Origin of the sequence: Plastoroseomonas hellenica (assembly GCF_018129085.1) — a bacterium.
Classification (GTDB): Bacteria; Pseudomonadota; Alphaproteobacteria; order Acetobacterales; family Acetobacteraceae; genus Plastoroseomonas; species Plastoroseomonas hellenica.
Window position 1 is genome coordinate 148,232 of sequence record NZ_JAAGBB010000012.1, and the last position, 14,287, is coordinate 162,518.

Sequence of the window (14,287 nt, forward strand, 5' to 3'; positions counted from 1 at the left end):
CCACGCGCCGATGGCGCGACCCCCGCCATGGCGCAATGGTTCGTGGCCAAGGCCGCGCATCCGGACGCGCTGGTGTTCTTCCGGATGGGCGATTTCTTCGAGATGTTCTTCAGCGATGCCGAGGCGGCGTCGGAAGCGCTCGACATCGCCCTGACATACAGGGGCGAGCATCGCGGCCAGCCGATCGCCATGTGCGGCGTCCCGGCGCATGCGGTCGACAGCTACCTGGCGCGGCTGATCCGGCGCGGCTTCCGGGTCGCGATCTGTGACCAGATGGAGACACCCGAGGAGGCGAAGCGCCGCAAGGCGCCGACCATCCGGCGCGAGGTGGTGCGCGTCGTCACCCCCGGGACGGTGACAGAGGAGGCACTGCTCGACGCCTCCCGCCCCGCCTGGCTGCTGGCGCTGGCCCCGGACGGGGCGCGGATCGGCGCCGCCTGGCTCGACGTCTCGACCGGCGCCTTCCAGACGGAGGCGCTGCCGCTCGCGGCGCTGCCGGCGCTGCTGGCGCGGCTCGACCCCGCGGAGGTGGTGGCACCGGAAGCGCTGGCCGGCGACCCCGCGCTGGCGCCCGTGCTGGGACTGCTCGCGGTCGCCGCCCCCTCCTCCGACCCCGGCGCACGGCTGGCCGATGCCTATGGCGTCGCGACCCTCGAAGGCTTCGGCGTCTTTTCCGGCCCCGAGATCGCGGCGGCAACGATGGCGGTCGATTACGTGCGGGCGACCCAGGCCGGGGTGCTGCCGCGGCTATCGCCGCCGGCGCCGCAGGGCGGGCGCGGGTTGCTGCAGATGGACGCGGCGACGCGCCGCAGCCTGGAGATCCTGAAAGGCGAGCGCGGCGGCGCCAAGGACTGCCTGCTCGGCGCCGTCGACCGCACGGTGACGGCCGCCGGCGCGCGCGAGCTGGCGGCGCGGCTTTCGGCGCCGCTCGCCGATGCGGAGGCGATCGCGGCGCGGCATGACGCGGTCGGCTTCCTGATCGATGCCGCGGCGCTGCGCGGCGCCATGCGTGCGGCGCTGAAGGGCGCGCCCGACATGGCCCGCGCCCTGGCGCGCCTCTCCCTCGACCGCTTCGCGCCGCGCGACCTGGCGGCGATCCGCGACGGGCTGGCGCGCGCCGGCGCCATCGCCGCGGCCCTGGCCGATCCTGCCGGCATGCCGCCGCTGCCGTCCTTGTTGCGGGAAGCGGCGTCCGCGCTGGAATGGCAGGGACCGCAGCCGGAGCTGGCCCGGGCGCTGGCCGAGACGCTGCCGGCGCGGCTGGAAGATGGCGGCCTGGTCGCGCCCGGCTATGACGGCGAGCTGGATGCGCTGCGGCGGCTCCGCGACGATGCCCGCGGCGCCATTGCGGCGCTGCAGATGGAGCTGGCGCAGGCCTGGGGCGTCGCCAGCCTCAAGATCAAGCACCACCAGCAATTCGGCTACCTGGCGGAGCTGCCGCTGGCAGCCGGCGAGACCTTGCTGCGCAAGCCACCCGCCGCGCCGCATGCGCCGATCCACCGCCAGACCATGGCGAATGCCATGCGCTTCACCTGCACCGCACTCGCCGAGCTCGACCGCAAGCTGTCGGAAGCCGGGGATCGCGCACGGCAGCGGGAGCGCCGCATCGCGCAGCATCTGCGGAAGCTCTGCCTGGACGCGGCGGGGCCGGTCGCCGCCTCGGCCCAGGCGCTGGCGGAGTGCGACGTGCATGCCGGCGCCGCCGAGATCGCCGCGGCCGGCGCCTGGTGCCGGCCGGAGCTCGGCGCCCGCGCCGAATTCGCGGTGACCGCGGCCCGGCACCCGGTGGTGGAGGCGGCGCTGGCCCGGGCGCGCGGCCCCGCCTTCGTGCCCAATGACTGCGACCTCTCGGCCGGGCGGCGGCTCTGCCTGCTGACCGGGCCGAACATGGCCGGCAAATCGACCTATCTGCGGCAAAACGCGCTGCTGGTGATCCTGGCCCAGGCCGGGCTCTTCATACCGGCCGAGCATGCCGTGCTCGGCATCGTCGACCGGCTCTTCTCCCGCGTCGGCGCCTCGGACGACCTCGCCGGCGGTCGCTCGACCTTCATGGTCGAGATGGCGGAGACGGCGGCGATCCTGAACCAGGCGACCGACCGCTCCCTGGTCGTGCTGGACGAGGTCGGGCGCGGCACCGCCACCTGGGACGGGCTGGCGATCGCCTGGGCGGTGCTGGAGGCGCTGCATGATCGCATCCGCTGCCGCGCGATCTTCGCGACCCACTTCCACGAGCTGACGGCGCTGGCCGGGAAGCTGCCGGAGCTTGCGCCTGCGACGATGCAGGTGCGCGAATGGCGCGGGTCCGTGGTGTTCCAGCACAGCGTCGCGCCGGGGGCGGCGGAGAAGAGCTGGGGGCTGCATGTCGCCCGCCTTGCAGGTGTCCCGCGCGGCGTGGTGACGCGGGCCGAGGCCGTGCTGAAAGCCTTGGAAGAGCGGGCGCGCGGGCTGGATCCGCTATCGGACGAGCTGCCGCTCTTCGCCCGCCCCGCCCCTGTCCGGCAGCCTGACGCCGCGCCGCCGCCGGTGCTGGAGGCCCTGGCCGCAATCGACCCCGACGCGCTGTCGCCCCGTGAGGCACAGGAAGCACTCTATCGCCTGAAAACATTGTTGCAGCGCGAAGGGCCCCTTGGCCCCGCCGCATAGGACACGATAGTGTCAAGGGGATGAAAGCCAGTCAGACCGCCGCATTGCAGGCGATCACGCCGAGCGGCGGAGCGCGCGCCATTACGCCGCTTGCCGATCCGCCGGATGTCCTGCCCGACCTGATCGCCCATCTGGTGCCGGATGGGCATCCGATTGCGCGGGATGCGGCGCTGGCGGTGCTGCGGCGGCATCTGGGGCGCATCCACAGCCGCGTGCAGCAGGCCTTCGAGGCGCGGGAGCTCTCCGGCCTTTCCGCCGCGCGCTGGATGGCGGCGCTGACCGATACCCTGATCGTTGCGATCCACAGCTATGCCGATGCGACCCTGCCGGCCACCAGGACGCGGGAGGTGCCGTTCTGCCTGGTGGCGACCGGGGGCTATGGGCGGGGCGTGCTGGCCCCCTTCTCCGACATAGACCTGCTGTTCCTGACCGACGCGCCGATGAGCCCCCGCGGCCAGCGCCACGTCGAGTTCATGCTCTATCTGCTGTGGGATCTCGGCCTGAAGGTCGGGCACGCGACCCGCAGCGTCACGGATTGCCTGGAGGATGCGAAGGGCGACGCCACGATCCTGACCGCGCTGCTCGACGCCCGGCCGCTCGCCGGCGATGGCGCCGTCTTCAACCTCTTCGCCGCGGCTTTCGCCAAGGCGCGGGCGGATTGGGGCTTCGGGCATTTCCTCTCCGCCAAGCGCGCCGAGCGCGCCGCGCGCCATGCCCGTTACGGCGAGAGCCCCTTCCTGGTGGAGCCGCATGTCAAGGAAGGCCGCGGCGGGCTGCGCGACCTGCAGACCCTCTATTGGCTGTCGCGCTACGCCTTCGGCGTGCAGCGCATGCCGGAGCTGGTGGGCGCCGACGCCCCTGGCGGCGGCCTGATCACGGAGGAGGAGGCGAAGGCGATCCGCCGCGCCTGGGACTTCCTCTGGACCGTCCGCTTCCACCTGCACCTGGTCGCCGGCCGCGCCGAGGAGCGGCTGACCTTCGACTTCCAGCCCGTCGTCGGCGCCCGCATGGGCTACACGCGCCATGGCAAGCAGGACGGGGTAGAGCGCTTTATGAAGCACCTCTTCCTGACGGTGCGTGACGTGGCGCGGCTGACCCGCATGCTGGAGCCGGGGATCGAGCGCGCGGCGCTCGGGCTGCCAGCGGTGCTGCCGGCGTCCGACCGGGCGCTCTCCGATGCCGGCTTCGCGCTGGCCGATGGCAAGCTGATCGCTGCCCCCGGCTTCGACTTCCGCGAGAAGCCGGTGCTGATGCTGCGCCTCGTCAAGCTGGCGCGCGACCGTGGGCTCGAGATCCATCCCCTCGCCTTCCGGGCGCTGATCCGGCAGTCGCGCCACGCGGTGAAGCTGCGCGGCGATCCGGAGGCGAATGCGATCTTCCTCGACCTGCTCTCGGGTCGCGACGGTGCCGCCTGGCTGCGGCAGCTCAACGAAGCGGGTTTCCTCTCACGCTTCCTGCCGGACTGGGCGCGCATCGTCGGGCTGATGCAGTTCGACACCTATCATGTCTTCACCGTCGACGAGCACACCGTCGAGGCGATCGGCGTGCTCGGCCAGCTCGACCGCAACGAGCTGTCGGAGATCGCGCCGGTCGCGAGCGAGCTGCTCGGCCAGTTGCAGTCGCGCCGCGCGCTCTATGTCGCGACCTTGCTGCACGATATCGCCAAGGGCCGCGGCGGCGACCATTCGGAGCTCGGCGCCCAGGTGGCGCAGGAGGTCTGCCCGCGGCTCGGCCTGACGCCGGAGGAGACCGAGACCGTCTCCTGGCTGGTGCTGCACCACCTGCTGATCAGCCAGACCGCCTTCAAGCGCGATATCGAGGATCCGAAGACCATCCTCGACATCGCCGAGGTGGTGCAATCGCCGGAGCGGCTGCGCCTGCTGCTCGTGCTGACCGTCGCCGACATGCGCGCGGTCGGGCCCAAGGTCTGGAATGGCTGGAAGGCGACGCTGCTGCGGGAGCTCTACTGGCGCGTCGCGGAAGTGCTGGCCGGCGGGCTTTCGGTGCCGGAGCGGGATGTGCGCGTGGCCCGCGCCAAGGAAGCGGCAGCATCCCTGCTCAAGGGCCGGCCGAAGCCGGAGCTGGAGCGTTTCCTCTCCCTCGGCTACCCCGGCTACTGGCTGAGCTTCGACCCGCAGACCCATGCGCGCCATGCGATGATGGTGCGGGAGGCGGATACCAGCGGCACGCCGCTGACCATCCGCACCCGGGTGCTGGAAGCGCGCAGCGTCACCGAGGTGACGGTCTACTGTACCGACCACCCGGGCCTGTTCAGCAAGATCGCCGGCGCGCTCGCCGTCGCCGGCGCCTCCATCGTCGATGCGCGCATCCATACGATGACCGACGGCACCGCGCTCGACACCTTCTGGGTCCAGGATGCCTCCGGCGCCGCCTTCGACCAGCCGCACCGCCTGGCCCGCCTTTCCGTCCTGATCGAGCAGTCGCTCTCCGGCCGGCTCAAGCTCGCCGAGGAGATCCGCAAGGTGCGGCGGGAGCCGGCGCGGCTCCGCGCGGTGACGGTGCCGCCACGCGTCGTCATCGACAACCATGCGAGCAACACCCACACCGTCATCGAGGTGAACGGCCGCGACCGCCCCGGGCTGCTGCACGACATGACGGCGGCGATCAGCGCCCAGGGCATGCAGATCGCGTCCGCGCACATCACCACCTATGGCGTGCGCGCGGTCGACGTCTTCTACGTGAAGGACGTCTTCGGCCTGAAGATCGAGAACGAGCGCAAGCTGGCGCAACTGCGTGAGGCATTGGCTGAAAGCCTGATGACGCCGGAGAGCCAGCCGGCGCCGGTCCCGGCACGGGCCTAGGGCGGATCGCCATTCAGCCTTCGGGGTCGCCCGGCGGGTCTTTTCCGCGCTGGCGGCGTTGCGCGGCTTGCCGATGCAACCAGCATCGGCAGCGCCGCGCGCCTGGCCAGCTCGAAAAATCCCTCGCCAGGCGCCTTCCGGTGCTGAATGTCGATACCGCCTAGATCGCTCGCGTTCACGGACCAAGCATCTAGCGCGTCGACCAATTGCCGGTCACCAGACCTCCGAGCCAACGGCTCCGGTACGGACGAGATGCCTGGAGCGCCGCGTTCAGGTCCGGCTGCGGCTCTGCCTGCGCACGGATCTCGAGACCGACCGCCGTCGAGAGCAGCGGGCGACCTTGGAGCCATGAATCGTCCTGCGGTGTCCCCGCGAGGCTGGCAATGGCTGACGGGTCCCGCGCCGCCGAGAACGCGAAACGCGTCAGTCGCTGAAGCGCAGCCTGTTCGGCACCCGGCAACGCCACGTCGTTGACGCGCGCGAGCCGCTCGAGGGCCGCGATGGGTTCCAGCGCGAACAGGTGGTACCGCAATGCCAGACCGCCACGCGCGAGCTCTTGCGGCAGAGCACCGGCTGGGGTGACCTGCGACAACTGCGCGCGCAGCTTCCCGACGCCCCAATAGAAATGCGATCGGTCGTCACTCGCGATTCCCGCGGCCGCGACTGCGAGACCAGCCCAGGCGGCATGGTTGTTTCGAAGGTCGCTGATGGCCGCCTGGCTGGCCCGGTCGTAGTACGGCCGGATCGCCCGTGCCAGGTCCCGCATCCATGTCGCAACCCGTCCAGCCGCCACGGGATCGTGCCCAGGAACCTCGCGGACCTGGAGGAAGGCGAGCGCGGCGCCAGCCAACGCCCAGACCCGATGATAGCTCCCTTGGAGATTCACCGCGCCGAGCATCGCCCGCGCCTGCGCCCACGCATCCAGGAGCCTGACCGCGCACGCTGCCGCTCCTTGCTCGCCCGAGCGCGCCCTCTCGACAGCGGCTTGGACGACATTCGCCAGGGCGTCCAGCCTTGCTTGCACGGCGCGATCGGCTTCCAGCCGAGCGGGGTCGACGCGGCTATATGCAGGATCGGTGTAGTAAGCCACGCCCTCGATATTGAGCATCGGTTCCGGCGCTTCCGGGCAGCGGGAGGCCGGTCTCGTAGGGGATGGCAGCGGCGCGAACGGCGATCGCAGGGGTTCCGCCATCGCGGCCGAGCTGGTGCCGATCGACAGCATCAGCATGCCCGCGGTGACATACTCGGAAAGTCGATTCATGGCATCTGCAGCGCGCGCTCAGGCTGCATGAGGAACCTCTCGGCGACAACGGGAACTCGCTCGCGGATCGCCCGCCAGCACATTTGAGCCGAGAATCCAAATTCAATCCCCATCCACTCCTTCTGCAAGTAGTGCTAACCCTTCCGCACGAATTCCGCGAAGACGGCGAGCTGCTTCGCGATCAGGCCGCGCGTCGGCTCATCGGTGATGGCGTCCGCCGAGAGCTTGTTCTGTGCCTGGCCGACCATGATCTCGGGCTTGTTCAGCACCCGCGCCTCCAGCGCCACCAGCGTCTGCCGCAGGTGATGCTGGCAGCGCACGCCGCCCATGGCGCCCATCGATGCGGTCTGGATCGCCACCGGCTTGCCGGCGAGCGGCTGCGGCTTGAGTCGTGAGAGCCAGTCGATGCCGTTCTTCAGCACGCCCGGCATCGAGTAGTTGTATTCCGGCGTCACGATGATCACGCCATCCGCCGCCGCGATGCGGGCGGCGAGCGCCGTGGCCGGCGCCGGCATCCCCGCCGCTTCGACGTCACCGTCATAGAGCGGGAAATCGCCCAGCCCTTCGAAGATCTCGATCGCGACGCCCGCCGGCGCCAGTGCCGGCAGCGCATGCGCGATGACGCGGTTGTAGGAGGCACGGCGCAGGCTGCCGCAGACGACGAGAAGCTTCGGCACGGTTCAGCCCCCTTCGATCTCGCGGCGGACGATCGCCGCACCCTCCACCATCGCCCGCATCTTCCCGAAGGCGACATCCCGCGGCAGGTACTTCATGCCGCAATCCGGTGCCACGATCACCTTCTCCGCATCCACGTAGGGCAGCGCGCGGCGGATGCGCGCCGCCACCGTCTCCGGCGTTTCGACAGTCATATCCGACAGGTCGATGACGCCGAGGATGATCTCCTTGCCGCGCAGCGTCCCCAGCACCTTGGTGTCGAGCTTCGACTGCGCGGTTTCGATCGAGATCTGGTTAACGCGGCAGTTGCAGAATTCCGGCAGGAAGGAATAGCCCTCCGGCCGCTCGTGGATGATCGCGGCATAGCCGAAGCAGATATGGACGGCGGTCTTGCCCTCGACGCCCTCCAGCGCCGCATCCAGCGCGGCCAGCCCGTATTTCCGCGCCTTTTCCGGCCGCGCCTGCATATAGGGCTCGTCCACCTGCACGATGTCGGCGCCGGCGGCGAAGAGGTCCTTGATCTCGGCGTTCACGGCGGCGGCGTAGTCCATCACCATCTCCGCCTCGTCCTTGTAGAAATCATTCTGCGCCTGCTGGGCCATGGTGAAGGGCCCGGGCACCGTGATCTTGATCCGCCGGTCGGTGTTGGCGCGCAGGAAGCGCACATCCTCCGCCTCCACTGCATGGCGCCGGCTGATGCGCCCGAAGACGCGCGGCACCGGGTTCGGATGCCCGCTGCGGTCGAGCGCGGTGCCGTGGTTGTCGAGATCGACGCCGTCCAGCGCTGTCGCGAAGCGGTTGGAGTAGCTTTCGCGCCGCACCTCGCCATCGGTGATGATGTCGAGCCCGGCGCGTTCCTGATCCCGAATCGCGATCAGCGTCGCATCTTGCTGCGCCTGCTCCAGATGCTCCGGCGCTACGCGCCACAGCTCCTTCGCGCGCACGCGCGGCGGAAAGCGGCCGGCCAGCCGCTGCCGGTCGATCAGCCATTCCGGCTGCGGATAGGAGCCGACGAGCGAGGTGGGCAGCAGGCGGTTCATGGCGTTCCCCCGGGACAAGACCGGCGGAGCATAGGACCGAGATTGGCGGTGTCCACCGCGGAGGGTGGCGCAGTTCCCCGAGGCGCTACCCCAGCAGCCGCCCGATGACCCGGGCCGTGTAGTCCACCACCGGGATCACGCGCCCGTAGTTGATGCGGGTGGGTCCGATCACGCCGATGGCGCCGACGATCTTTTCCTGGCCGTTGCGGAACGGCGCCACCACCATCGAGAGACCGGTGCTGTCGAACAGCCCGCTTTCCGCGCCGATGAAGATCTGCACGCCCTGGCCGCGCTGGGCCAGCTCCAGCAGGCGCAGCATCGTCTCCTGCGCTTCCAGCCGTTCAAACAGCCGCTTGATCTCGGCGACATGCGCGGCCTGATCCAGATGCTCCAGCAGCCGCGACTGGCCGCGCAGGATCAGGGAGCCGCCACCGCCGCCCGACCAGGTGCCGAGGCCCGCTTCGATCACCTGCTGCGTCAGGTCGTCGAGCGCGGTGCGGTTGGCCGCGATCTCCTGCGTGACGACGCCGCGGGCTTCTTCCAGCGTGCGGCCGCCGAGGCGGGAATTCAGGTAGTTGCTGGCCTGGGTGAGCGCCGAGAGCGGCAGGCCAGGCGGCACCTCGATGACCCGGTTCTCGACCTGGCCGCCTTCCTGCACCAGCACCACCAGGGCGCGGCCCGGGCCCAAGGCCACGAACTCAATGTGCCGCACCGCGGACTCGGACTTCGGCGCCACCACCATGCCGGCGGCGCCGGCGAGGCCGGAGAGCATCTGCCCCGCTTCGCCCAGCGTCTCCTGCAGGGAGCGGCCGGAGGCGGCGCAGCGCACCGAGATCGCCTCCCGCTCGGCATCGCTGAGGTCGCCGAATTCGAGCAACCCATCGACAAAGAGCCGCAAGCCGCGCTCGGTCGGCAGCCGGCCGGCGGAGGTGTGGGGGGCGAAGAGCAGCCCCGCCTCCTCCAGATCCGCCATGACGTTGCGGATGGTGGCAGGGGACAGGTTCAGCGGCAGCCGGCGGGAGAGGGTGCGGGACCCGACCGGCTCCCCAGTTTCGACATAAGTCTCCACCAGCTCCCGCAGCACCGCCGCGCTGCGCGTGTCGAGCCCCGGCAGTATGGCGCCGAGGATGGGCTGGACATCGGGGCCGAGACCCCGACCGAAGCGCTGATCCGCCATCCTGAAAGGCTAGGGAGCGCCCATGGCAAGGTCAACCATCACGTTGATCAATCCGCGTAGACATTTGCCGCCTGGATGATCGGGCGCCAGCGGACCACCTCGGCTGCCAGGAAGCGGGCATGGAAGTCGCGCGTCGCCTTGGCGTCGGTGGCGGGCTCGGTGACCATTTCGGCGAAGCGTTCCTTCAGCCGCGCCTCCTTCAGCGCGGCGCGGATCGCCGCGGAAAGCCGCTCCTGCACCTCGACCGGCGTGGCGGCGGGCGCGTAGAGCCCATGCCAGGTGCTCATGTCGATGCTGGGCAGGCCGGCTTCCCGGGTGGTCGGCAGGTCGAGCCCCGGCACCCGGCCCTCGGTCGTCACCGCATAGCCCTTGATGCGGCCGTCGCGCAGGAAGGCGAAGGTGTTGGTCGCCTGGTCGCAGAACACGTCGATGCGGCTCGCCATCACCTCCGTGATCGCCGGCGCGCTGCCGCGGAACACCACCGGCGTCATGGCGGTGCCGGCGGCATGCTGCAGCAGCATGCCGCAGAGGTGGTTGGCAGCGCCGAGGCCGGAATTCGCGAGATTCAGCTTGTCGCCCTCGGCGCGGATCTTCGCCATCAGGGAGGCAAGATCCGTGGCCGGGAAATCCGGGCGCGTCACGATCGTCATCGCGGCGTCGGAGACGAGGCCGAGCGGTGCGAAGCTCTCCGTCACGCTGTAGGGCAGGCGGCGATAGAGCGTCGCGGTGCTGGCGTGGCCGATATGGTGGGCGAGGAGCGTGTAACCGTCCGGCCGCGACTGGGCGATGCGCTGCGCCGCGATGGTGCCGCCGGCACCGGTCACGTTCTCGACCACCACCGGCTGGCCGAGATCCTTGGTCATGCCCTCGGCGACCAGGCGATTGATGACATCGGTGGGGCCGCCGGCCGCGAAGGGAACGACGATCGAGACCGGTCGGCTCGGGAAGCCCTGCTGCGCGAGGGCGGGCGCGGCAAGCCGCGTTGTGGCGAGGGCGGCGGCGCCCCCGAACAGGGTCCGGCGGTTCAGCATGGTTTCCTCATCTTGCCTGGTTGCCCGGAGTGAGCCACATGGCCCGCACCCTGCCAAGGATCCTGACCATGCGCCCTTCCGGCCGCGCCCCCGACGCGCTCCGCACCGTTTCGCTCGAACCCGGCGTCGCGCGCCATGCCGAAGGATCCTGCCTGATCCGGATGGGGCTGACCGAGGTGCTCTGCACCGCGAGTGTGGAGGGGCGGGTGCCGCCCTTCCTGCGCAATTCCGGCCAGGGCTGGGTGACTGCCGAATACGGCATGCTGCCGCGCGCGACCCATACCCGCAGCGACCGCGAAGCCGCGCGCGGCAAGCAGAGCGGCCGCACCCAGGAGATCCAGCGCCTGATCGGCCGGTCGCTCCGCGCCGTGACCGACCTGAAAGCGATGGGGGAGATGACCATCACCCTCGATTGCGACGTGCTGACCGCCGATGGCGGCACCCGCTGCGCATCGATCACCGGCGCCTGGGTGGCGCTGCATCTCGCCTTCGAGCATTGCCGCGCCAGCAACATCATGACCGCCAACCCGCTGCGCGACCAGGTCGCCGCGATTTCCTGCGGCATCTGGGAAGGCGCGCCGGTGCTCGACCTCGACTATGCCGAGGACAGCAAGGCGGATGCCGATACCAACTTCGTGCTGACCGGCCAGGGCGGCATCGTGGAGGTGCAGGGCACCGCCGAAGGCGCGCCCTTCACCGAGGCGGACCTGACCGCTCTGATGCAGCTCGCGAAGAAGGGCACCGGCGAGCTCTTCGCCGCGCAGCGCAAGGCGATCGGCGGATGAGCCCGTCGGCCGGAAGCGGCGGCCGGCGGCGCCTCCTGCGCGGGGAGACGCTGATCCTCGCCACCCACAATGCCGGCAAGCTCCGGGAAGTCGCGGCGCTGCTGGCGCCTTTCGGGCTGACGGTGGAGAGCGCCGGCGCGCGCGGCCTGCCGGAACCGACCGAGACCGAGACGAGCTTCATCGGCAATGCCCGCATCAAGGCGTTGGCGGCGGCACGCGCCACCGGCCTGCCGGCGCTGGCCGATGACAGCGGCTTCTCGGCCGCGGCACTCGATGGCGCGCCGGGCGTCCTGACCGCCGACTGGGCGATGCAGCCGGACGGCAGCCGCGACTATGCGAAGGCGATGGCGCTGGTCGCCGAGCGCTGCGGCGACCACCCGGACCGGCGCGCCTGGTTCAGTTGTGCCCTGGTGTTCGCCTGGCCCGATGGCCACACCGAGGACTTCCTGGGCGAGGTGCATGGACGCTGGGTCTTCCCACCGCGCGGCGGCCAGGGCTTCGGCTACGATCCGATGTTCATCCCCGACGGCCATGCCGAGACCTTCGGCGAGATGGCGCCGGAGGTGAAGCACGCCATCAGCCATCGGGCGCGCGCCTTCGCGCTGCTCCAGGCGGCCTGCCTGCCATGACGTGCCTGGATCGGCTCCGCAGCGGATTCACGCTTCCGGGCCATGCCACCCTCCGGCGATCCGCTGCGGCCCTCTCGATGGCATTCCTGCTGCTGGCGGCCCAGACAGCGGCGCCGGAAGCCGCCGGCCCCTTGCGTCCGGACCCGCATGTCGCGCCGGCCGGGCCCGGCGCCGCCCGGGGCGCGCTGATCTGGCTGCACCCGAGCGATCGCGACGGCGCCCCGCCCGATCCGCCGCCCTGGTCCCACCGGCTGACCGGGGCCGGTTGGGATCTGTGGCGGCTGGACCGCGGCGGCCCGGCCGATCCGCTCGATGCCGGCGCCGAGATGCTGGTCGCCGGCGTGACCGCGCTCCGCGAACGCGGCTATGCACGGGTCATCGTGCTCGGTGAATCCCGCGGCGCCTTCATCGCGCTGACGGCGCTGCGCCAGCCCCTCGGTGCCGAGGCGGTGCTGCTGGTGGCACCGGCCGCACACGGCACGGCGCCGGAGCAGAGGCCCCAGGCGCTCGCCGCCTTCGCTGCCGCGCTCCGTGCCGCGCGGCCCGAAGCGGCGCGCCGCCTCGGCCTCGTGCTGTTCCGGGGCGATGCCTGGGACCCCGATCCGGATGCCCGCGCCGCGCTGTTCCGGGAAGCCGCGGTCCGGCTCGGTCTGCCGCGCCTGATCATCGACCGGCCGGACGCCCCGCTGGGCCATGCCGGGCAGGGAGACCCCGGCTTCGACGCCCGCTTCGGCGATTGCATGGCGGCTTTCGCCACCGGCATCGCCGCGCGCTGCCCCGGATAGAGCAGATCGCCGGAGGGCGGAATCGCCCGGAGGCGTGAATCTGCGCGCGGGAACTAAGGAGGCCGCCCCTCTTTACCTTCCTGCCCTGCGCACCGCAGAGTGGCGGCAAGCGATCCCGCACGGAGCGTGCTGGCTCGAGGCTTTCAGCCGACAAGCCCGAACCACGTGACGGACAATGGGGACCGCAAAGGAGGGAAAGCATGTCCATCTCACGCCGCGCCGCGCTGGCTGCGCCCGCCATCCTGCTTGCCGCCCGCGCGGGCGCCCAGGGCGCCTTCCCGCAGCGCCCGGTGCGGATGGTCGTGCCCTATACGCCGGGCGGGGTCTCCGACATCACCGCCCGCCTGATGGCCGAGCCCCTCGCCGCCGCCTGGGGACAGGCCGTGCCGGTCGAGAACCGCGCTGGCGCCGACGGCGTGATCGGCACCGACGTGGTCGCGAAGGCAGCGCCGGATGGCCATACCCTCGGCCTCGTCTCCGTCGCGCATCCGGTGAACGCCGCCTTCTACCGCCTGCCCTTCGACACCATGCGCGACTTCAGCTTCGTCACCCAGACCACCGCGACGCCGCTGGTGCTCTGCGCGCCACGCAGCTTCGCACCGAACACCCCGGCGGAGCTGGTCGATCACGCCAAGCGCAACCCCGGCGTCACCTTCGCCGGCACCGGCGGCGTGGTGCGCCTGGCGCCCGTCCTCTTCGCCCAGCGCACCGGCATCCGGCTGGAATACGTGCCCTACCGCGGCAGCAGCCAGGCCCACCCGGACCTGATCGCCGGACGGGTCAACATCATGTTCGACACCGTGCCGGCGGCGCTGGCGCATATCCAATCCGGCGCGCTGAAGGCGATCGCCACGACCGGCGCCCGCCGCTCCGCCCAGCTTCCCGACGTGCCGACCGTGGCGGAATCCCTCCTGCCGGGCTTCGAAGCCTCGACCTGGGGCATGGTGATCGCGCCCGCCGGGCTGCCTGGCCCGGTCCTCTCCAAGCTGCACGCGGACTGCGTCGCGGCGATGCGCAACCCGACGGTGGTCGAACGCCACCGCACCCTCGGCGCCGACATCGTCACCTCCGACCCCGATAGCCTCCGCAGCTTTGTCCAGGCCGAACTCACCAAATGGGGCGAAGCCGCCCGCGCCGCCGGGGTGGAGCTGCAGAACGCGCGGTGAAGGCGGCGTCCTGGAGAGGGCTCCGCCCTCTCCAGACCTCACCCGCCAGGAGGCTAGAGCCTCCTGGACCTGCTTCACTTGGTGCCCTGATTGCGAAGGGGCGTCAAAGTAAACGGGGTGCAGGGGCCTGTAGGCTCCTGCTGGGGTGGGTCCGGGAGGGGCAAAGCCCCTGTCTAGCCGGGGACATCACTGACAGTTTGGACCGGAGACATGGCTGACAGTCTCCTTGTTTTGTTCCTGCCGTTTGCGGCGGCCCGGTCGGGCCGCCGCAAA

General features: G+C 71.0%; 11 protein-coding genes. 6 read left to right on the forward strand and 5 right to left on the reverse strand.

Translation table 11 applies throughout. The features are described 5' to 3' along the window. The first annotated feature begins 27 nt into the window (after nt 1–27). Nucleotides 28–2,643, forward strand: coding sequence for a DNA mismatch repair protein MutS (gene mutS / locus GXW71_RS12155; RefSeq protein WP_246526512.1), 2,616 nt, complete (start codon nt 28–30; stop codon nt 2,641–2,643). Between the two features lie 20 nt (nt 2,644–2,663). Continuing rightward, nucleotides 2,664–5,465 carry a [protein-PII] uridylyltransferase gene (locus GXW71_RS12160; RefSeq protein ID WP_211852768.1) on the forward strand — a complete coding sequence of 934 codons (2,802 nt, stop codon included), beginning with the start codon at nt 2,664–2,666 and terminating at the stop codon, nt 5,463–5,465. A 190-nt stretch (nt 5,466–5,655) separates the two neighbouring features. On the opposite strand, the gene GXW71_RS12165 is transcribed toward GXW71_RS12160, so the two are convergent. The 5 genes from GXW71_RS12165 to GXW71_RS12185 all read right to left on the reverse strand — a co-directional run bounded on the left by GXW71_RS12165 (nt 5,656) and on the right by GXW71_RS12185 (nt 10,649). Continuing rightward, complete coding sequence (locus GXW71_RS12165; RefSeq protein WP_211852769.1) at nt 5,656–6,726, reverse strand: alginate lyase family protein; 1,071 nt, start codon at nt 6,724–6,726, stop codon at nt 5,656–5,658. Between the two features lie 134 nt (nt 6,727–6,860). After that, nucleotides 6,861–7,403 (reverse strand): NADPH-dependent FMN reductase, encoded by a 543-nt coding sequence (locus tag GXW71_RS12170; RefSeq protein WP_211852770.1) that lies wholly within the window; start codon nt 7,401–7,403, stop codon nt 6,861–6,863. Nucleotides 7,404–7,406: 3 nt separating this feature from the next. After that, on the reverse strand, nt 7,407–8,441 hold the full coding sequence (locus GXW71_RS12175) for a 5-methyltetrahydropteroyltriglutamate--homocysteine methyltransferase (RefSeq protein ID WP_211852771.1): 1,035 nt from the start codon (nt 8,439–8,441) through the stop codon (nt 7,407–7,409). Nucleotides 8,442–8,526: 85 nt separating this feature from the next. Beyond that, entirely contained in the window at nt 8,527–9,618 is a 1,092-nt protein-coding gene (gene hrcA, locus GXW71_RS12180; protein ID WP_211852772.1) for a heat-inducible transcriptional repressor HrcA, read from the reverse strand. A gap of 47 nt (nt 9,619–9,665) precedes the next feature. Then, a complete protein-coding gene (locus tag GXW71_RS12185) occupies nt 9,666–10,649 on the reverse strand; it encodes a tripartite tricarboxylate transporter substrate-binding protein (protein ID WP_211852773.1) in 984 nt (327 codons plus the stop codon). A 68-nt stretch (nt 10,650–10,717) separates the two neighbouring features. Between GXW71_RS12185 and rph the strand changes: the two genes are divergently transcribed. From rph to GXW71_RS12205, 4 genes are all read left to right on the forward strand, one after another. After that, entirely contained in the window at nt 10,718–11,434 is a 717-nt protein-coding gene (gene rph, locus GXW71_RS12190; protein ID WP_211852791.1) for a ribonuclease PH, read from the forward strand. Then, on the forward strand, nt 11,431–12,063 hold the full coding sequence (locus GXW71_RS12195) for a non-canonical purine NTP pyrophosphatase (RefSeq protein WP_211852774.1): 633 nt from the start codon (nt 11,431–11,433) through the stop codon (nt 12,061–12,063). The genes rph and GXW71_RS12195 overlap by 4 nt, the downstream gene beginning before the upstream one ends. 77 nt (nt 12,064–12,140) lie before the next feature. Beyond that, nucleotides 12,141–12,848: an alpha/beta fold hydrolase gene (locus tag GXW71_RS12200; RefSeq protein ID WP_211852775.1), complete on the forward strand. Its 708-nt coding sequence runs from the start codon at nt 12,141–12,143 to the stop codon at nt 12,846–12,848. Nucleotides 12,849–13,048: 200 nt separating this feature from the next. Continuing rightward, nucleotides 13,049–14,014, forward strand: a complete 966-nt coding sequence (locus tag GXW71_RS12205; protein WP_211852776.1) for a tripartite tricarboxylate transporter substrate binding protein — start codon at nt 13,049–13,051, stop codon at nt 14,012–14,014. Nucleotides 14,015–14,287: the final 273 nt, after the last annotated feature.